Annotated in this window: 14 protein-coding genes; all 14 read left to right on the plus strand. The window is 43.3% G+C overall.

Features of this window, described 5'->3' with window-relative positions; genetic code table 11:
• Window positions 1-10: 10 nt before the first annotated feature.
• The 14 genes from ACLOAU_RS07950 to ACLOAU_RS08015 all read left to right on the plus strand — a co-directional run bounded on the left by ACLOAU_RS07950 (window position 11) and on the right by ACLOAU_RS08015 (window position 18,937).
• On the plus strand, window positions 11-1,936 hold the full coding sequence (locus ACLOAU_RS07950) for a RagB/SusD family nutrient uptake outer membrane protein (RefSeq protein WP_427861328.1): 1,926 nt from the start codon (window positions 11-13) through the stop codon (window positions 1,934-1,936).
• Between the two features lie 24 nt (window positions 1,937-1,960).
• Window positions 1,961-4,111 (plus strand): hypothetical protein, encoded by a 2,151-nt coding sequence (locus tag ACLOAU_RS07955; protein WP_427861329.1) that lies wholly within the window; start codon window positions 1,961-1,963, stop codon window positions 4,109-4,111.
• Window positions 4,112-4,396: 285 nt separating this feature from the next.
• Complete coding sequence (locus ACLOAU_RS07960) at window positions 4,397-5,830, plus strand: pectate lyase family protein (RefSeq protein ID WP_427861330.1); 1,434 nt, start codon at window positions 4,397-4,399, stop codon at window positions 5,828-5,830.
• A gap of 116 nt (window positions 5,831-5,946) precedes the next feature.
• A complete protein-coding gene (locus tag ACLOAU_RS07965) occupies window positions 5,947-7,302 on the plus strand; it encodes a pectate lyase family protein (protein WP_427861331.1) in 1,356 nt (451 codons plus the stop codon).
• Window positions 7,299-8,678 (plus strand): pectate lyase family protein, encoded by a 1,380-nt coding sequence (locus ACLOAU_RS07970; protein ID WP_427861332.1) that lies wholly within the window; start codon window positions 7,299-7,301, stop codon window positions 8,676-8,678. The genes ACLOAU_RS07965 and ACLOAU_RS07970 overlap by 4 nt, the downstream gene beginning before the upstream one ends.
• Before the next feature lie 33 nt (window positions 8,679-8,711).
• Complete coding sequence (gene pelA, locus ACLOAU_RS07975) at window positions 8,712-9,878, plus strand: pectate lyase (protein ID WP_427861333.1); 1,167 nt, start codon at window positions 8,712-8,714, stop codon at window positions 9,876-9,878.
• A 15-nt stretch (window positions 9,879-9,893) separates the two neighbouring features.
• A complete protein-coding gene (locus tag ACLOAU_RS07980) occupies window positions 9,894-10,643 on the plus strand; it encodes a rhamnogalacturonan acetylesterase (protein ID WP_427861334.1) in 750 nt (249 codons plus the stop codon).
• A 7-nt stretch (window positions 10,644-10,650) separates the two neighbouring features.
• Window positions 10,651-11,625, plus strand: a complete 975-nt coding sequence (locus ACLOAU_RS07985; RefSeq protein ID WP_427861335.1) for an alpha/beta hydrolase fold domain-containing protein — start codon at window positions 10,651-10,653, stop codon at window positions 11,623-11,625.
• Window positions 11,622-12,734 carry a pectinesterase family protein gene (locus ACLOAU_RS07990; RefSeq protein ID WP_427861336.1) on the plus strand — a complete coding sequence of 371 codons (1,113 nt, stop codon included), beginning with the start codon at window positions 11,622-11,624 and terminating at the stop codon, window positions 12,732-12,734. Before ACLOAU_RS07985 ends, ACLOAU_RS07990 begins: the two co-directional genes overlap by 4 nt.
• Entirely contained in the window at window positions 12,716-13,735 is a 1,020-nt protein-coding gene (locus ACLOAU_RS07995; RefSeq protein WP_427861337.1) for an alpha/beta hydrolase, read from the plus strand. Before ACLOAU_RS07990 ends, ACLOAU_RS07995 begins: the two co-directional genes overlap by 19 nt.
• A 4-nt stretch (window positions 13,736-13,739) precedes the next feature.
• A complete protein-coding gene (locus ACLOAU_RS08000; RefSeq protein WP_427861338.1) occupies window positions 13,740-14,699 on the plus strand; it encodes a pectinesterase family protein in 960 nt (319 codons plus the stop codon).
• Between the two features lie 41 nt (window positions 14,700-14,740).
• On the plus strand, window positions 14,741-16,357 hold the full coding sequence (locus ACLOAU_RS08005; RefSeq protein ID WP_427861339.1) for a glycoside hydrolase family 43 protein: 1,617 nt from the start codon (window positions 14,741-14,743) through the stop codon (window positions 16,355-16,357).
• Between the two features lie 67 nt (window positions 16,358-16,424).
• Complete coding sequence (locus tag ACLOAU_RS08010) at window positions 16,425-17,954, plus strand: arylsulfatase (protein WP_427861340.1); 1,530 nt, start codon at window positions 16,425-16,427, stop codon at window positions 17,952-17,954.
• Between the two features lie 146 nt (window positions 17,955-18,100).
• On the plus strand, window positions 18,101-18,937 hold the full coding sequence (locus ACLOAU_RS08015; RefSeq protein ID WP_427861341.1) for a UDP-2,3-diacylglucosamine diphosphatase: 837 nt from the start codon (window positions 18,101-18,103) through the stop codon (window positions 18,935-18,937).
• Window position 18,938 lies beyond the last annotated feature (1 nt).

An 18,938-nucleotide genomic window follows, 5' to 3' on the forward strand; every position in this document is an offset into this window, starting at 1 on the left:
CTTAAATAAGATGAGAAAATACATTATCATTCTCAGTGCTTTATTGATAGGCTTTGTATCCTGTAACAAAAACTTCCTCGAAGTGAGCTCTGATTCAAAATATGAAGGCGACTATGTGTTTGGAAACAAAGAGGAAATAAATAGGGTACTAACAGCGGTATACGCTTCGCTTATGAGCAATGACGCTTATGGGAACGCCTTCTTTAATACGTTTGCCTTAAACAGCGATGTTGAATTTACTGCTTTCGCCGGTGAATTGCCAAGCGTGAACGGAGAAGATTTTAAAGCTTTTGATGGTGCAAGGCATGCCCCCACTGTTCAGAGGCTATGGGACAAAATGTATGAAGGTATTGAGCGTGCCAATATTTTTATAGATGGCATTCAAAAGAGTCCTGTATTTAGCAAAAACGACAGGGATCTTACGCAGCAGTTGGGTGAAGCGAAAGTGCTGAGAGCAATGTTTTACCACGACCTGGTGGTAATGTTTGGTGATGTGCCTTTTAACACAAAACCCACCATGCAGTTAGGGACAGCATTTGTAATTCCTGTAACTGATCGTAATGAAATTCTGAGCTTCCTGATTGATGATTTGATGGAAGCTGCGCCTGGGATGAAAAGTGCGAATGAAATAGCACAGGGCGTTGAACGCGCGTCTAAAGAATTCTGCCAGGGGATGATTGCCCGCATAGCACTAAGCAGGGGTGGTTATGCTTTATATCCCGAGGGGGCAAAGGGTACTATGAAAAGAATGCCTGATTATAAAGATTACTACGCAATTGCCATGCAGTATGCTGATTCGGTTATTACATCCGGAAAGCATAATCTTAATAAATCGTACCGGAATGTATTTATTGATGAAACCAATAACGTGGTGACGAATAATGATGACCCTGTTTTTGAGATCCCTTTTTTAAGAAACGGTAGTGGAACAGTAGGAAGTGTTACGGGTCCGGCAGTATCTGGCGTTGAAAATGTTACTACTCATGTTTGGGGTGTATCAGGCGGCGGCATGCGATTGAATGCTTTTTATCATTATTCTTTTGATAGGGCTGATATCCGTAAAGACTATGTAGTAGGTCAATGGAGTTACGATGCTACCGGAACGCCCCAGGTATTGACTGACTACACCATGTACAATAACAAGTGGTCCAAAATATGGTCTGATCCCGGAAAAGCGCTGGGTAATCAAAGCACAGGTAACACGGGCATTAATTTCCCGTATATGCGCTACGCGGATGTATTGCTGATGTATGCAGAGGCTGTGAATGAAGTGGAGAACGGCGTAACGGGTACGCATGGCGCCAAAGCGCAAAATGCTTTCAAACAGGTACGCAGGCGTGCATTCCGCGATTCAGTTCAGTCGCAGAAAGTAGACGCCTATACCAACACCGTAGCAGCGTCAAAAGAATCATTTTTTAATGCAATTGTAAATGAGCGTAAATGGGAGTTTGGTGGCGAAAATATCCGCTGGAAAGACCTGGTTCGATGGAATTTATATTCGAAGGTTGTATATGATACCTTTATGGAGTATTATATCGTAGCCTCAATGGTGGGAGGCGATTTTATGGAGGGCTCCGAAAAATACCAGACGCTTCCTTTCAACAAGTTTTATAAACGTATACCGAATCCGGGCAATAAAGACATCTATCCCAATACTACGTTAAATGTTATTGAGTTTTATAATCCCTGGGAAGGTGTATTGCACCCGGGTACCGGCTGGGATATGGCTACTTTTTATGCATGGTATGATGAAAACACTTCGATGCCCAGGGCACAGATCTTTTATTCGTTCCGGGGCTTTATCAGGGGTGGCTCCAATAGCAACTGGGAGTCCTTAAACCGGAATAGCCTGCCGCCGGTACGTTATATACTGCCTTTCCCTAACCAAGCCATTGTCATGAGTAATGGGGCATACAAAAACAATTATGGTTATTAATTTATCGTATTAAAAATATACAATATGAAAATTAAAATTTTGATATTAAACATTGCTTTAGCCGGCTTGCTGACGATGGTGCTAAATGCCTGTAGAAAAAATCAGCGGGAGGTTACCGATGAGGAAGAAAATAAATCTTTCATGGCCGTGTTTCGCCACCAGGGAAACACCGGTAAAGCAGGAGATCCCCTGGCCAGCCAGGTGGTTAATACGAATGATATGTACCTCACCTGGAACGGCATCAACGGTGCTGCAGGGTATCGTCTTAAAATGAAAGTACAGTCGGGTTCCTGGGATAATCCTGCGGATATACTTTGGGACACTATTGTAGGACCTGATGTACTGAAAATAACCAAAGAGGATCTGCAATATTCCACCAAACATAATTTTGCCATACAAACCTTGTCTCCTTTAGGAGAAGCATATCATTCCAGGTGGTATGGTTATGGCGATGGTTCTCATAACGATGATCGTGCCGAATGGGAAACAGGAGAACGTAAGGGTATCCCAGATGTAGTTTCTGTTGGAAGCGTCACTGAAACCACTATGCGTGTTTTTTTCGATTTAACGGTTGGCAGCACGGACCCAACTGTTTTAAACCCAAGCTTTCAATATGAGAACGGAAAATTTTTGATAGATGAAATACTGGTTCAACCTGCATCAGTGAACAGGGACCTGCCTTCGCAAACGATCAAACTTACGCAGGAAGATAAGAACCGGGGGTTTGTGGATGTTTCAGGATTAAGCCCGAATTCTCTTTATGTAGTCAACGGGCTGAACAGCAAGGTGCCTCGTTACTGGGACAGGTTATATAATACGAGCATGGTTCGCATGAGAGGAAAGATTGGCGACCCTGTTTTGATTTCACATGTGGTAGATGCTACCAATACATGGGCACAGCAAAATAACGCATGTCGTATAGATACAATTTTGAACAACTTCCTGTTTGATAACACATTGGCTGAAGGAACGGTATTTATGCTGGAAGCAGGCAAAAAATATTATATAGCCAGCAGTGTAGTATTAGCCAAGGGTTTAACCTTGAAATCAAACTCGCCCGGTGTAAAAGCTATTGTATATATGGGCCTGGGTTACAATGCTGCCAATAATGGATCTAATGCAAATAATTTCCAGCTCGGGCGCCCGGCACAGGCAGGTGAGATCGGCAGTATTACTATGGGCGATGTGATCTTTGATAATATCAGCTTCGAACTTCCGCTGGCGGTTAACTTCTTCAACCAATCGCTATTCCCCGGTAAGGCTATAAACGGAAATTATTTCATCAACCAGCATTCAGCATCTATGCCGTTTACCTGCTCCAGGCTGGAAGCGCGTAATTGTAATTTCCAGGGTATGGTAAGGTGCTGGTTCAGAACACAGGGTTCAAACCGCCAGGTAATCGAAAATATCACCGTTGATAATTGTTTATTCCATGATGCGGGTATGTATGATGTGAATGGGCGTGGCTATCCGTTTATTACAGGAGAAGCTAAGTCAGAAAGAACTAATATTTTTAACAACGTTGTTATTAAAAACAACTCATTTGTAGGCATTAGCTGGGATCAGCTGGTACGTGAAAATGCCAACCTGGCCTGGGCTTCAAGCGTGGTTTGGAATGTAACGATTGAAAATAACACTTTCCTGAACGCATTCTCTGTGTCCAACGGCCGTTTCCTGATACAACATCAGAACCCACCGGCCAATAGCAAGTATACTATTAAGAAAAACCTGTTCATTTCTGTAAAGGCCGCGGGAGATAGCAGGGACTTTTTTCAGAGCGGGATGGACTTCAGAACCTATCGTCCGGGTTTAAGTTTTGATATTGCTGATAACTATTCTACCGCATCAAAGTCGGCAAATGGAGCCGTTACCTATTTTACCTCTGCCGAAATTTTCAATAACCAGGCATTTAGCCATACCAGCAGAGGTGCCGGATTTAACGGAGGCGCTTTAAATGTAGGGGGCCTGGAAGCAACAAAGGTAGTCACCGGCCCAACACCAATTGCCCCGGAAAACCTGATGGTAGATCCCTATCCGAAAGGCAGAAAGATAGGTGCCGCCTGGGACGTAAATGCCCATATTTATAATGTTGAAGGCCTGAAATTCAAGAATACGCCTGAAGTATTAAATCACCCGATCTATACCAAGGGTATAGGAGATCCCCGCTGGCGGTAATGAAATGTAGATTGATGAGCATTTTAATTTCTTCATAAAACTGAACCTGAAGTCGGCTCACCGGTGGTGGAGGCTTCAGGTTATTTCTTTAAAGCAATGCTTAATAATAAACAGGTATCAAAATTATTATTACATATAGTTTACCCTCCGATTCCAGCCAGTGGAGACACTGGCCAGGGCATCCTGAGGTTTGTGTCTAAAAAACCAGTCGGATGCATTTCGGTAAAATTGATGCCGTTTTTTTATAAAATAATAATGATTCATAAATACCCGAGACGCTTAAATATGCTTTCAAAATTATTGATACCCCTGTTGTTGATATCAGGCAACTGTATTGCGCAACAGCCCGAAATACTCCCGAAGCCAAAGAGTACCATTATTGCCTTTCCCGGGGCGGAAGGGTTTGGACGCTTTACTACCGGTGGCCGTGGGGGCCGGGTAATAAAAGTTACCAATCTTAATGATAGCGGTAAGGGTAGCTTACGTGCGGCCGTGGAAACGAAAGGACCTCGTATCGTCGTATTTGAAATTTCGGGTACCATCGCACTGCAGTCTAATTTGCGCATCAATAACAGTGATATTACAATTGCAGGGCAAACTGCACCCGGTGACGGAATTACGCTTAGAAATTATCCGGTAGATCTCGGCGCTGATAATATTATTATTCGATTTATGCGTTTTCGTATGGGCGATGAAGCGAAGCAGGAGGGTGATGCCATCGGGGGCAAATGGAGGAACAATATCATCATAGATCATTGCTCTATGAGCTGGAGTACAGATGAATGTGTGTCTGTATACAATAATTACTACACTACGGTACAATGGTGCATTATCTCTGAAAGTCTACGCAATTCAGCCCATCATAAAGGTGCACATGGCTATGGCGGTATCTGGGGTGGTAAGTTCGCTACTTTTCATCACAACCTGATGGCGCATCACGACAGCCGCGTTCCGCGCTATGGCGAACATGCCAACCATGAGTTTGCATTAACTGACCTGACAGATGTTCGTAACAATGTGTATTACAACTGGGGTAATAACAGTGCTTATGGTGGCGAAGGCATGAACATCAATATCATTAATAACTATTACAAACCAGGACCGGCCACCTTAAAAAGAGATAGGGTTTATTCGCCCGATAAAAATAAGAAGCCGGGAACTCCGGTATATAATAAATGGGGTAAGTTTTATATCAGCGGAAACTATGTAGAAGGAAGTACGCAAAGTTCCAAAGATAACTGGACCTATGGTGTATATAACCAGATGCAACATAACTACCCTGATCTTACCGACGAGGAAAGAAAAGCGATGAAGTCTCTTGTGCCGCACCCTGTAAATGACAATATCGTTACTTATGATGCCGGTAAGGCTTATACGCAGGTGGTGGATTTTGCAGGAGCCTCCCTCGTAAGAGATGCTGTTGATTTGAGAGTACTCAATGATGTGAAACGAGGTTCTTTTACAGCAAATGGATCTGCCGGTAGTAAAAACGGCATTATTGATACGCAAAGCGACGTAGGCGGATGGCCCGAATTGAAATCACTACCTGCACCTAAGGATGCAGATAATGATGGTATGCCTGATGAATGGGAGATCGCCCATAAACTGGACCCGGGAAAAGCGAATGCCAATGACAGGGATTTAGATACTGATTATGATAACATTGAAATGTATTTGAATAGCCTGGTGCAAGCTATTGTTGACAAGCAGAAATTGTAATATTTTATAATCCCCTCTTACCGTTAACAAAATTAAAGATGAGGACTAAGTTAATATGGTATTTATTGGTCGGACAGGTATTTTTATTTTCCTGTAAATCACAAAGTGCCTTGGTAATGAAACCTGTTGTTGAAGAAAAGCCGGTTGCATTTCCCGGCGCCGAAGGATTTGGTAAGTACACTACTGGCGGTAGGGGAGGCCGTGTTTTGATAGTGACAAATTTAAACGACGACGGAGAAGGAAGCCTGCGAAAAGCAGTAGCTGCCAAAGGCCCACGTATCGTTGTTTTCAATGTGTCGGGGATTATTCACTTACAATCCAGGTTAAATATCAAAGGTGACGTAACCATTGCCGGGCAGACAGCTCCCGGCGGTGGTGTATGTGTAGCCGATTATCCCGTTTCTATTTCAGGTGACAATGTAATTGTGCGCTTTCTCCGTTTCCGGATGGGAGATCGTTACCAGAACAACGGTATGGTTGACGGAGCCGGTGCTGATGATGCTTTCAGTGCATCGGGAAGAAAAAATATCATTATAGATCATTGCAGCATGAGCTGGAGTACCGATGAAGTGTGCTCCGTTTATAAGGGGGATAGCACTACCCTTCAATGGAACCTGATCACCGAACCCTTAAATTATTCTTATCACTTTGAAAAAGGTGATAAGGATTTTGAACATCATGGTTACGGCGGCATCTGGGGCGGAACACATTTTAGCGCACATCATAACTTAATAGCCCATTGCAATAGCCGTACGCCCAGATTTAATGGTGTGCGGTTAGGAGAAACGGATGAGCTGGCTGATTTCAGGAATAATGTTATTTATAACTGGGGGCATAACAATGTATACGGCGGAGAAAATGGCAAGTACAATATTGTTAATAATTATTACAAGTACGGTCCGGAAACAAAAAAAAATGTGCAGGGCAGAATTGTGAACCCAACCAGAACGGCCGATGCGGCAAATCCGTATGGTAAGTTTTATGTAGCGGGAAATTATGTGGAAGATAATGAGGCTACTACCCAAAACAATTACCTGGGTATACATGCAGATAAAGCTGCAACAGACCAGGAAAAACAAATGGCGATAGCTGCTAAGGCATTTCTGGTTATTAATTTGAAAGAACAGTCGGCACTGGATGCTTACAAAGATGTATTGAAATATGCCGGGGCTATATTACCGAAAAGGGATACGCTGGACCAGAGAGTGGTTAGCGAAGTTGTCAACAGAACAGGACGGTTTATTGATGTACAGGGAGGATATTCGCATGGTACAGTATATGAAAAAACGGTAAAGGCCTGGCCTTATTTAAAGCAGCAGCCACCGCTTATGGATACTGATAAAGACGGCATGCCGGACGAATGGGAAATAAAGAACAAGCTCAATATAAAAGATCCCAATGATGCATCCCTTTACAGTGTTCATCAATCTTATACAAATATTGAAGTTTATATCAACAGCCTCGTTCAATGAAAAAAATTCTATATATCGTTCTAAGTGTATTGACAGTAAAAGGAATGAATGCCCAAACACCTGCATTTCCCGGTGCAGAAGGTTTTGGCAAATATGCCACCGGTGGCCGGGGAGGCAGAGTGGTAACGGTCTCTAATTTAAATGACGACGGACCTGGAAGCTTTCGGCAGGCATTTAAGGAGTATCCCGGCGAGCCCATCACCATTGTTTTTTCAGTAGCAGGAATTATTGAATTAAAATCACCTCTTAAGATCAGCCGCTCTAACATTACAGTAGCAGGGCAAACGGCGCCTGGTGATGGAATATGCTTAAAAGGAAATTCATTTATTATTAATTGCGCCGGAGATAAAAGTGAAGCAAGAGGAAATATTATCATCAGGTATTTGCGCTCGCGCCCTGGTGCTAAAATTGCCAATGGCGTTTACGGTTTTAATATGGAAAACAGCCAGAACATCATCATCGATCATTGTTCATTTACCTGGGCCAATGAAGAATGTGCCGCTATGTATGACACCAAAAATGTGACGGTGCAATGGAGCATTATCAGCGAGGGGTTATATAACGCTAATCATCACAAGGGATTGAGAGCTTACGGAGGTGTGTGGGGTGGACAAAACGCATCCTATCACCATAACCTTATTTCGAATCAGAATAGCCGTACAGTGAGATTCAACGGTGCCCGGGCACATGATACATTAGCAATAGTTGACTATAGCAACAATGTTATATTTAACTGGAAAAGTGTTAATGCCTGTTATGGGGGCGAGGTGGATATACCCGGTGGGAAATCCAATATCAACCTGGTTAATAACTACTATATCCCGGGACCGGCTACGCCTAAAGAACTAAAATTTATAAAAGCTAATTACAATCCCGCAAAGGCCAAAGGGTTCGGGCAGTGGTATTTAAATGGTAATGTGATGGAAGGGGATAAAAAACTTTCTGCCAACAATAGTTTAGGTATTGATCTGGCAGAGTTTCCTGAACAATACAGGAAGCTGGCGCTGGTCACCGCAGCTTTCGCCATTGCCGAGCCGGTAACCCGGCAATCGGCCCGTGATGCTTACCAGTTGGTGTTAAAAAAAGTGGGAGCCTCTTTACCAAAGTATGATGCTGTTGATCAGCGTTTGATAGCTGAGGCCCGATCGCATAAGGCCGTATCCGGTGAAAAAGGCATTATCAATGATGCTTCAGAAGCCGGTGGCTGGCCGGTGTATCAATACACAAAAGCTCCTGTAGATACAGACAAAGATGGCATGCCCAACGAGTGGGAGCTTAAGAATGGATTGAATCCTGAACGGGCAGACAACAACGATTATAAATTAAGTAAAGAATATACCAATATCGAGGTATACATAAATGGGTTGGTGAAGTAAGTATGCGGTCCATTCCAATAAAAAAGTGATCCCATGATAAAACGTATAGCTTGTCTCCCACTGCTTGTTTTGCTTTTCTCAATGGCAAAGGCACAGCAGGTACCGGTTGAAATAGATACTCGGCCTTTTGCCGATAACGCCGGGCATTGGTATAGCATCTATGATAATAGAAATATGATCAATGCCAGTGCAGACAGGCCCCGGTATAGGTCTACCGATTTGAAGCAGGTCGCAGATAATATCCTGCTTTTTCAAAAAGCGAACGGCGGCTGGCCCAAAAATTATGACATGTTTGCCATACTTACACCTGAACAAAAAGAGAAAGTGGCGGCGCAAAAAAATACACTGAATACCACATTTGATAACGGAACCTGCTATACCCAGATAAGAGCTTTGGCGATCGCTTATGCATCGGTAAAGGATGAAGCATATAAGACCGCAGCGCTCAAAGGATTGAAATATATTCTTGAAGCACAATATGCCAACGGAGGCTGGCCGCAATATTATCCCCTCGAAAAAAATTACAGTCGCTATATCACTTTCAACGACGGTGGCATGACGGGTATTGTTGACTTACTGAAAAACATTGCCGAAAAAGATCCCTTGTATGATTTTATCGACGCTGGTTTGAGGCGCCAACTGGAAACAGCGTATAAAAAGGGAATTGATTGTATTTTAAATACACAGATAGTAGATAACGGCACACTAACCGCATGGTGCCAGCAATATGACGAAGTAACTCTGCAACCGGCATGGGCCAGGAAGTTTGAACCGCCCAGTATTTGCAATGGCGAAAGCGTGGGAATCGTATTTTTTTTAATGGGCATAAAACACCCTGACGAGCGTATTGTGAGTGCCGTTAATGCAGCCATGAAGTGGTTCGAAGTTTCCAAAATTTACAATACGGTAGTAAAGACGGTGAAAGCTGAAAAAATGGATACGCCTTTCCGCGTTTCTAAAACCGATCGGGTGGTTGAAACAGACAGTACAGCTGCACCTATCTGGACGCGCTTTTACGAATTGAAAACACATCGCCCTTTGTTTTGTAATCGCGACAGCAAAGTAGTATACTCGCTGGCAGAGGTGGACAGAGAGCGCCGCGACGGATACGCCTGGTATACCTATGCTCCGCAAAAAGCATTGGATGCTTATACGAAATGGCAAAAGCAAATAAATCAGCATAGTACAGCACTTAAGTAAAAAATGAATAGACAAATGAAACTGAAAATTATCCTTCCCTTGCTGTTACTATCGGCAGCAGCTTTTGTATTGCCTCCTAAAAAAGTAAAAATTTTTCTTGCCGGAGATTCAACCATGTCCATAAAAGATATAAAGGCTTACCCGGAAAATGGCTGGGGTATGCCTTTTGTTTACTTCTGGGATAGTACGGTGCAGGTAATTAACCTGGCAAAAAATGGCCGTAGTACCTCTTCGTTCAAAAGAGAAGGGTTATGGGGTAAGATCATGAAAGAATGTGAGAAGGGCGATTATGTTTTTATTCAATTTGGGCATAACGACGAAGTGCCTACAAAAAAATCTGCCACAACAGAAACGGAGTTTAAAAATAACCTGGTGCAGTATGTGAAAGAGGCAAGATCCAAAGGTGGTACTCCTGTACTGATTACACCCGTGGCACGCAGGAAATTTGACAGTACCGGTAAGGTAGTCGGAACGCATGATGTATACGCGCAAATTGTAAGAGATGTAGCTGCCCTTGAAAAAACACCCCTAATTGATTTGGATGTTCAGGCCCAGCAGTTGTATCAGCAACTAGGTGTGGAAGCCTCTAAACTTTTATTCGTGCACCTGCAGCCGGGTGAGCATCCCAACTACCCGACGGGTAAAGTGGATGATACCCATTTCAGCGAACTAGGCGCCAGGAAGGTTGCGCAAATAGTTTTGAAAGATATTCGTACGCTGGTTCCTGAACTGGCAACCCGGATCAAAAACCCTGCAGTTAAATAAACTGTCCATGATGAAAAAACCCTTCTTTATTTTTTTCGGAATGATGATCAATCTCGGCTGTTGTTTTGCGCAAATAACAACAGGTCTTACCGGTATCAGGGATACTTCTTTTAATAATCCTGCGGCCTTTCGGAAAGAAAAAAAATATCATCCTGGCATTGAAATGCCGGTAATAGATGTTTCAGGTCTGACACAAAAAATGGAGCTTACCTATTACGAGATAGGTAAGCGAAAATTAAAGCTGGATGCTTTTTATCCAAAGAAACAATCCAATGGAATAGCCATCGTTATTATACATGGGGGTGGTTGGCGTTCGGGTAACCGCACACAACATCACGACCTGGCAAGGGCATTGTCGAATAATGGCTATACCTGCTTTACGCCTGAATATCGCTTATCTACGGAAGCTTATTTCCCCGCCGCTATTTTTGATATTAAAGAAGCTATCAAATGGGTTAAGGTACATGCGAAGGACTTTAATGTTGATTCCTCAAAGCTGGTAGTAGCGGGGTTTTCGGCCGGCGGACAAATGGCGGCATTGGTAGGCTGCACAGGTGATATGCCTACCTTCGAAAATTACGATCAAAAAAAAGGAATCAGCACCAAAGTACAGGCAATCATTGATATTGATGGTACTACTTCGTTTGTACATGCCGAAAGCAGCGAGCAAAAAAATCCTTCCGCTGAAGGAGCATCAGCTTATTGGTTAGGGTATACGCCCAGGGATAATCCACTTTTGTGGGCAAATGCATCTCCGTTAAGCTATGCTGCCTTTAGTCCGCCGGTATTATTTCTGAACAGCTCGGTAGAACGCATGCATGCCGGTCGTGATGATTATATGAAAATATTGCAGGAAAGAAACGTGCTGAACCGGGTGTATACTTTTGAAAATAGCCCACATTCATTTTGCCTTTTTGAACCCTGGTTTACACCAACTGTAAAATATATTGACGACTTTTTAAAGATAAATTTTTCATTATGACCATGTATAAGAGGGAAGGAACAATAACTGCGCATACATATAGTATTGCAATAAAGCCGCAAGGAATAACCCTGTATAATTATGCAACCAGGATCTTTTTGATGTTGATTGGAATGGCGTTAGTTGTAGTTACTACTAAAGCGCAAACCGGCAATGCTGATAAATATAAATATACTTTTACCGTTGCCAAAGATGGAAGCGGCGACTATAAGTATATACAGGAGGCGATTGACGCTATGCGGGTATATCCCCTGGCTCCCATTACGCTGTATATCAAAAACGGGGTATACAACGAAAAGATTGAACTACCTGCCAACAATACCGATGTTACCTTTATTGGTGAAGATGTTGATAAAACGGTCATCACTTTTAATGATTATTCGGGCAGGGGAAGGCTGACCACTTTCGCTTCCTATACGGCTAAAATATCAGGCAACCGGTTTACAGCACAGAACATCACTTTCGTTAATAATGCGGGTCGTGTAGGGCAGGCAGTAGCTTTATATGTTGATGCTGATAAAGCGGTGTTTAAAAACTGCAAATTCATTGGCGACCAGGATACGATATTCAGTGCAGGAGAAACATCCAGGCAGTTGTTTGTGGACTGTCATATAGAAGGCACTACCGACTTTATTTTTGGCCCATCTACAGCTGTTTTTCAGAATTGCACGATCAAAGAAAAGACCAACTCTTATATTACCGCAGCCAGCACTACTCCTGGTAAAAAATTTGGCTATGTTTTTTTAGATTGTAAAATAACCGCAACCGATGAGGCAACTAAAGTTTTTCTAGGACGACCCTGGCGCGCTCATGCTAAAACTGTTTTTGTGCGTTGTGAAATGCCTGCGCAGGTTGTGGCAGAAGGATGGAATAACTGGGGGAATCCTGAGAATGAAAAGACCGTTTTATACGCTGAGTATAAAACCAAGGGACCCGGTGCCAATGCGGCAGGAAGAATTGCATGGTCAAAACAACTTACGGATAAAGAGGCAGCTGCTTACACGATTGAAAACATTTTTGCATCTGGCAGCAACCCCGATCTGCCCGGTGAAAAAGACTGGTTCAAACAAACTTCATTAAAACCTTTTGAATGGCCGGTAAAGAAATAATAGAATACGACTCCGTCATTCCGACTGAAGCGAAGCGGAACGGAGTAATCTCTTCGGGCCGTAAGCCAATCGATATTTTAAGGAGCATAGTAATATTGCTTTCTTTATTGCTGGCAAGATCTGTCGAAGTTTCAGCCCAGGAGTTCCTGCCCATCTGGGAAAAGGGAAAGATGCCCAACCAGAAGTTTACGATACAGGATAGTATTGCTGACGAACGTGCCTGGAAGGTAGGCGTACCGGGCATTTATGCGTTTCCTGCCAACAAAGCCGAGAATACAGGAACCAGTATTTTGATTTGTCCCGGAGGTGGCTACCAGCGCGCATCGTATGTATACAACGGTTTCAACTTTGCGCGCTGGTTCAATACGCTGGGCATTAATGTATTTGTGCTGGTATACCGCCTGCCTCACCAGGCCAATCTCAAAGAACCTGCTATTGCCCCTTTGCAAGACGCACAGCGTGCTATTAAGTTTATAAGGGCTAATGCTTCGGCATGGAAGATTGACACCAGCAGGCTGGGTGTTATGGGCATTAGCGCGGGTGGTCATCTGGCTGCGATGCTGTCTACGAACAGCGCTGATGTATCTAAAGTAAATGATGTGCTGGACACGGTTAATTACCATCCGGGCTTTTCAGTGTTGTTGTCTCCCGTAATTACCATGGGTATATGGGCACATAAAGGAAGCAGAGGAAATCTTCTGGGTGGCGATACCAGCGCAGCACGAATCGAAAGATATTCAATGGAAAAACAGGTTACTGCTGCTACCCCACCGGCTTTCCTCGTTCATGCTGTGAATGACAAAACCGTAAACGTGCGCAACAGCCTGCTATACTACAATGCACTTATTGATAATAACGTTAATGCCAGCCTGCATACATTTCCGCAGGGCGGGCATGGCATACGGGTTACCGAAAATCCGGGTTCAACGGAACTGTGGCTGCCCTTGTTACAATCCTGGTTAAAGGAAATGAATTTTTTAAAACCAATACCCTTTAAATAAAACCATGATCAAAACATTTTTATTGCATCTTCTTGCAGTATGCATAAGCACGGCTGCATTTGCTGCCAGACCCGATTTCATAGTAGCCAAAGATGGGACCGGGAATTTTACAACTGTTCAGGAAGCCATTAATGCAGTTCAGGATTCCAGCAATAAAAGAACAGTCATTTTTATCAAAAACGGAACTTATAAAGAGAAACTGACCTTGCCTGTAACAAAGATCAATGTAAGTTTTATGGGAGAAGATGTTAATAAAGTAATACTCACTTACGATGATTATGCCAGTAAGCAGAACGGGAAAGGTGTGAATATGGGTACTACAGGAAGCTCGTCCTTTTTTATTTATGGAGATGGTTTTACAGCGGAGAACATCACTTTTGAAAATAGCGCGGGTCCGGTTGGACAGGCAGTAGCGGTAAGGGTTTCAGCCGATCGCATACAGTTTAAGAATTGCAGGTTCCTGGGCTTCCAGGATACATTGTATGTGCATGGTGCCGGCGCTAAAAGCAGGCAGTATTACAAGAACTGTTACATAGAAGGTACTACTGATTTTATTTTCGGCGCAGCAACTGTGTTATTTGAAAACTGCACCATCTATTGTAAAAAAGGAGGCAGTTATATTACCGCGGCCAACACGCCTAAAGAAGCAGCTTATGGTATGGTGTTCTTTAAATGCACCATTACCGGTGAAAATGATGTGTCGTATTATTTGGGCCGTCCCTGGGGCGATTTTGCAAAGACGGTCTTCATGCAATCAAAGTTACCCGCCTTTATTAAGCCGGAAGGCTGGCATAACTGGGGCCGTCCCGCAGCCGAGCAAACAGTGCAGTATGCCGAATATAAAAATACAGGTGAGGGAGCCGCAACTGGTAAAAGGGCAAGGTGGTCAAGCCAGTTAAGTAAAGAAGAGGCAAAGAAATATTCAGCAAAAAATATATTGAGTGGTTGGAATACCGGCAAGTAGATAACTATATAAAAGACATTGATCTGAACAAACTGATTAAAATGAAAAGAAAATTTTTAGTAGCGGGATTGTTGATTTTAAGTTGCGGCCTTCACGCACAAAAACCTTATGTATCGCAGGTTTGGAGCCCCGATAATGGCGATGGTACTTATAGCAACCCGGTTGTGAATGCAGACTATTCTGATCCTGACGCTATACGTGTAGGAGATGACTTTTATATGATTGCATCAAGCTTCGACCAGGTACCTGGCTTGCCCATCCTCCACTCTAAGGATCTGGTAAACTGGAAATTGATCGGTCATGCATTACAGCGCCAGGTTCCTTTGGACGTGTTTAATAAAGTACAGCATGGCAATGGCGTTTGGGCGCCCGCTATTCGCTATCATAAAAACGAATTTTACATTTATTATCCCGATCCTGATTTCGGTATTTATGTTACCAAAGCACAGAAAACTACAGGTCCCTGGAGCGACCCTGTTTTAGTAGAAGGTGGTGCTGGTTTGATTGATCCATGTCCCTTCTGGGATGAAGATGGCAAAGTATATCTCTCACATGCCTATGCAGGAAGCCGTGCAGGTATAAAAAGTGTTTTAGTAATAAAGGAGATGAATGCTGAAGGCACAAAAACTACCACTAACGGCGTAATGGTTTACGATGGGCACGAGTTCGATCCAACCATTGAAGGGCCTAAAGTGTACAAGCGTAATGGTTACTACTATTTATTTGCACCGGCGGGTGGTGTTGCAACAGGCTGGCAACTGGTTTTACGCAGCAAAAATATATACGGTCCTTATGAGCGTAAAGTGGTAATGGAGCAGGGTAAAACGCCGGTAAATGGTCCGCACCAGGGCGCCTGGGTAGATACGCAAACCGGGGAAAACTGGTTTCTCCATTTCCAGGATAAAGAAGCAATAGGAAGAGTGGTGCACCTGCAGCCGATGAAATGGGTGAATGACTGGCCGGTTATTGGCGAAGACAAAGACAACGACGGTAATGGCAACCCGGTATTGCGGTATAAGAAGCCCAATGTTGGTAAAACGTATGCTAAAGAAAACCCTGTTGAGTCCGATGAATTTAACGATCTGGGTTTGGGCTTGCAATGGCAATGGCAGGCTAATCCGCAGGCTACCTGGAGTTTTATGAATACGCAGAAAGGAAGCTTGAGAATGTTTGCGCACCCGGTAGAAAAGGATCAGTCTTTGTGGAATACGCCTCATGTTTTATTACAGAAATTTCCGCATGATGCATTTACGGCTACCACCAAAATCAATTTCCGCGCCAGCGAAAAATTTACGGGCGAAAAAGCCGGCCTTACCACTATGGCTATGAGCTATGGCAATATTGCAATTAAACGTAAAACGGATGGCGTTTATATTGTATTTACTGCCTGTGAAAAAGCAGATCGTGGAGGAAAAGAAACCGAGAAAGAATTGGTAAAGCTATCACAGAAGGATGTGTACTTCCGCATGCAATTCAAGCCAGACACGACCTGTGTATTTAGCTATAGTATCGATGGTCAGAAATTTGTTGAGGCCGGCTCGGTAAAAGCAACGCCGGGGAAATGGATTGGTTCTAAAGTAGGACTGTTTATTACCAGCGATGTAAAGATCAATGATGCTGGTTTTATCGATGTCGATTGGTTCAGAATCACAAAGTAATACAAACGTTTGCGCAAAATGGGTAGCCGTGAATGGCTTACTTTTATTGAGTATTCAACGTTTTGTTATGCTCAATAAACTTTTTTGCTTTTTGCTTGGCCTGTTTTTATCGATTAATAATAGTACCGCGCAAAAGCAGGTTCAGCGCAAACCCAATATTGTTTATATACTTGCAGATGACCTGGGGTATGGAGATATCGGGTGTTATGGCCAGGAAAAGATTGAAACACCCCATATTGATGCGCTTGCAAGAAACGGGAAGAAGTTTACCCAACATTATGCATTCGCGGTTTGTGCTCCTTCCAGGTACCTGTTAATGACCGGAATTAACTCGGGGAGCGCTTACATTCGCGGAAATCATGAATGGGGAGAACGCGGGCCCGTTTGGGATTTCAAGGCAATGGAAGAGAATCCTTTTTTAGAAGGACAATTTCCAATTCCTGACTCCACACTTACCTTAGCAGAAGTTTTAAAAACTGCCGGCTATACTACAGGAATGGTAGGTAAATGGGGATTGGGTTCGCCTTTCAGCACCGGCCATCCCAACCGCCAGGGCTTTGATTATTTCTATGGATATATTTGTCAGCGACAGGACCATACCTACTATAACGAGCACTTATGGGAAAATGAAAACCGGGTGGCTATAGATAATAAAATTGTGGATCCTGATGTCAGATTTCCTGACAGCCTGGATCAACTGGATCCGCGGAACTATGAAGTGTACCAGCAAAAATATTATGCTCCGGACTATCTTGTAAAAGCAGCTTTGAGCTTTATCGATAAAAATAAAAGCAAGCCATTCTTTTTATATTATCCAACTCCATTGCCCCATGTGTCTTTACAGGCTCCACAAAGGCTGGTCAATTACTATCATCAAAAGTTTGGAGATGAAAAGCCCTTCCTGGGTGGATCTTATTTTCCCTGCCGTTACCCAAGGGCCACTTATGCTGCAATGATTAGTTTGCTGGATGAGCAGGTGGGGCAAATTGTGGCGCAGCTCAAAAAGAACGGGCTCTATGAAAATACCATCATCATGTTTTGCAGTGATAATGGACCCGCAAGTAATGCCGGGGTAGATCCGGTATTCTTCAACAGCACAGGGCCGTTCAAAGGCAACGCCGGCTGGGGAAAAGGCTACCTGCGTGAAGGAGGCATCAGGGCGCCCATTATTGTGCAATGGCCTGGAAAAATAAAGGCGGGCTCTTCGTCCAGCCTGGTTTCGGCAACTATCGATATGATGCCTACTTTTTGTGAGCTATTGCAGGTGAAGATACCAGCCGGAGTACATGGCGTGTCTATGCTGCCCGAAATTTTAGGAAACGAAAAGCAACAAAAACAACACGATTACCTGTATTTCGAATATCCCGAATACGGAGGGCAGCAGGCGGTTGGAATGGGCCATTGGAAAGCGGTGCGTATGAACCTGATGAAAGGCAATATAGTAACCGAACTGTATGATCTTTCAACGGATATAAAAGAGCAAAAAAATATAGCACAGCAACACCCGGATATCGTATCGAAAATGGAAGCCATCATGAAAAAGGAACATCAAACGCCGGAGGTAAGCAGGTTTTTAATTCCTGTACTGGAAAGATAAGAAGGCGCTGGTGTGTAAATAATATATATATAAACGTTTCAAGAAGAGCTGGTTGAAATCAGGGACCGGAATTGGTAACAATCACGTAATGCTATCGTAACAATTAGTTTATAAGAATGGTGGAGTTTTGGTAAACTCTAAAAACCATGATTAAAAGACCGGTGGAAGTGGCGGTGATATCGGACCTGCACCTTGGAACTTATGCCTCCCGGGCAAAGGAGTTTGCTGCCTATTTAAAAAGTATCGAGCCGCGGCTATTGGTATTAAACGGAGATATCATAGATGGATGGCAGTTCAATAAAAGATATTTTCCACCAGCCCATATACTCGCCATTAAAGAAATTTTTGGTAAGCTTTCCGGTGGTACAAGGGTGGTATATATTACCGGTAACCACGATGATGCTTTCCGCAAATACTCCGACCTGGAGCTGGGCAATTTTTTATTAGCCGATAAGGTTGCTATAGAAGTGAACGGCAAAAAGACCTGGATATTTCATGGAGATGTATTTGACCACACCACTTCAAGGCAGGCTAAATTTCTCGGGAAATTAGGAAGCAACGGTTACGCGGTGCTTCTGGGCTTTAATAAAGTTGCCAATTTTATTATGCAGCTTTTTGGTAAAGAGAAACTTTCTCTTGCCAAAACGATCATGCAACAGTTTAATAAGCGGTTTATTAAAATTGATGAGTATGAGCAAAAAATAGCCGGGATCGCTATAGAAAAGGGTTTTGACAATGTTATCTGCGGCCACATACATCAACCTAAGAAAAGGATCATTACCAATGAAAAGGGTTCTGTTTGTTATCTCAATTCCGGAGACTGGGTGGAGAACATGACCTCCCTGGAATACTACGATGGTGAGTGGAATTTATATACCTACAACGAAAAAGAGATCATTGCAGAGAAGCCGGTGAGGCAAGTGCCGCAAACCGAAGTGTTAACCAGCGAAATAGCTTTTTACCTACATTCTTTAGCCAAATAAA

Source organism: Paraniabella aurantiaca, from assembly GCF_050309965.1.
Lineage (GTDB): Bacteria > Bacteroidota > Bacteroidia > Chitinophagales > Chitinophagaceae > Niabella.

Bases quoted from the DNA above. Each gene is read 5' to 3' on its own strand.
- ACLOAU_RS07950 (WP_427861328.1), top strand. From the start codon at position 11: ATGAGAAAATACATTATCATTCTCAGTGCTTTATTGATAGGCTTTGTA.
- ACLOAU_RS07955 (WP_427861329.1), top strand. From the start codon at position 1,961: ATGAAAATTAAAATTTTGATATTAAACATTGCTTTAGCCGGCTTGCTG.
- ACLOAU_RS07960 (WP_427861330.1), top strand. From the start codon at position 4,397: ATGCTTTCAAAATTATTGATACCCCTGTTGTTGATATCAGGCAACTGT.
- ACLOAU_RS07965 (WP_427861331.1), top strand. From the start codon at position 5,947: ATGAAACCTGTTGTTGAAGAAAAGCCGGTTGCATTTCCCGGCGCCGAA.
- ACLOAU_RS07970 (WP_427861332.1), top strand. From the start codon at position 7,299: ATGAAAAAAATTCTATATATCGTTCTAAGTGTATTGACAGTAAAAGGA.
- pelA (WP_427861333.1), top strand. From the start codon at position 8,712: ATGATAAAACGTATAGCTTGTCTCCCACTGCTTGTTTTGCTTTTCTCA.
- ACLOAU_RS07980 (WP_427861334.1), top strand. From the start codon at position 9,894: ATGAAACTGAAAATTATCCTTCCCTTGCTGTTACTATCGGCAGCAGCT.
- ACLOAU_RS07985 (WP_427861335.1), top strand. From the start codon at position 10,651: ATGATGAAAAAACCCTTCTTTATTTTTTTCGGAATGATGATCAATCTC.
- ACLOAU_RS07990 (WP_427861336.1), top strand. From the start codon at position 11,622: ATGACCATGTATAAGAGGGAAGGAACAATAACTGCGCATACATATAGT.
- ACLOAU_RS07995 (WP_427861337.1), top strand. From the start codon at position 12,716: ATGGCCGGTAAAGAAATAATAGAATACGACTCCGTCATTCCGACTGAA.
- ACLOAU_RS08000 (WP_427861338.1), top strand. From the start codon at position 13,740: ATGATCAAAACATTTTTATTGCATCTTCTTGCAGTATGCATAAGCACG.
- ACLOAU_RS08005 (WP_427861339.1), top strand. From the start codon at position 14,741: ATGAAAAGAAAATTTTTAGTAGCGGGATTGTTGATTTTAAGTTGCGGC.
- ACLOAU_RS08010 (WP_427861340.1), top strand. From the start codon at position 16,425: ATGCTCAATAAACTTTTTTGCTTTTTGCTTGGCCTGTTTTTATCGATT.
- ACLOAU_RS08015 (WP_427861341.1), top strand. From the start codon at position 18,101: ATGATTAAAAGACCGGTGGAAGTGGCGGTGATATCGGACCTGCACCTT.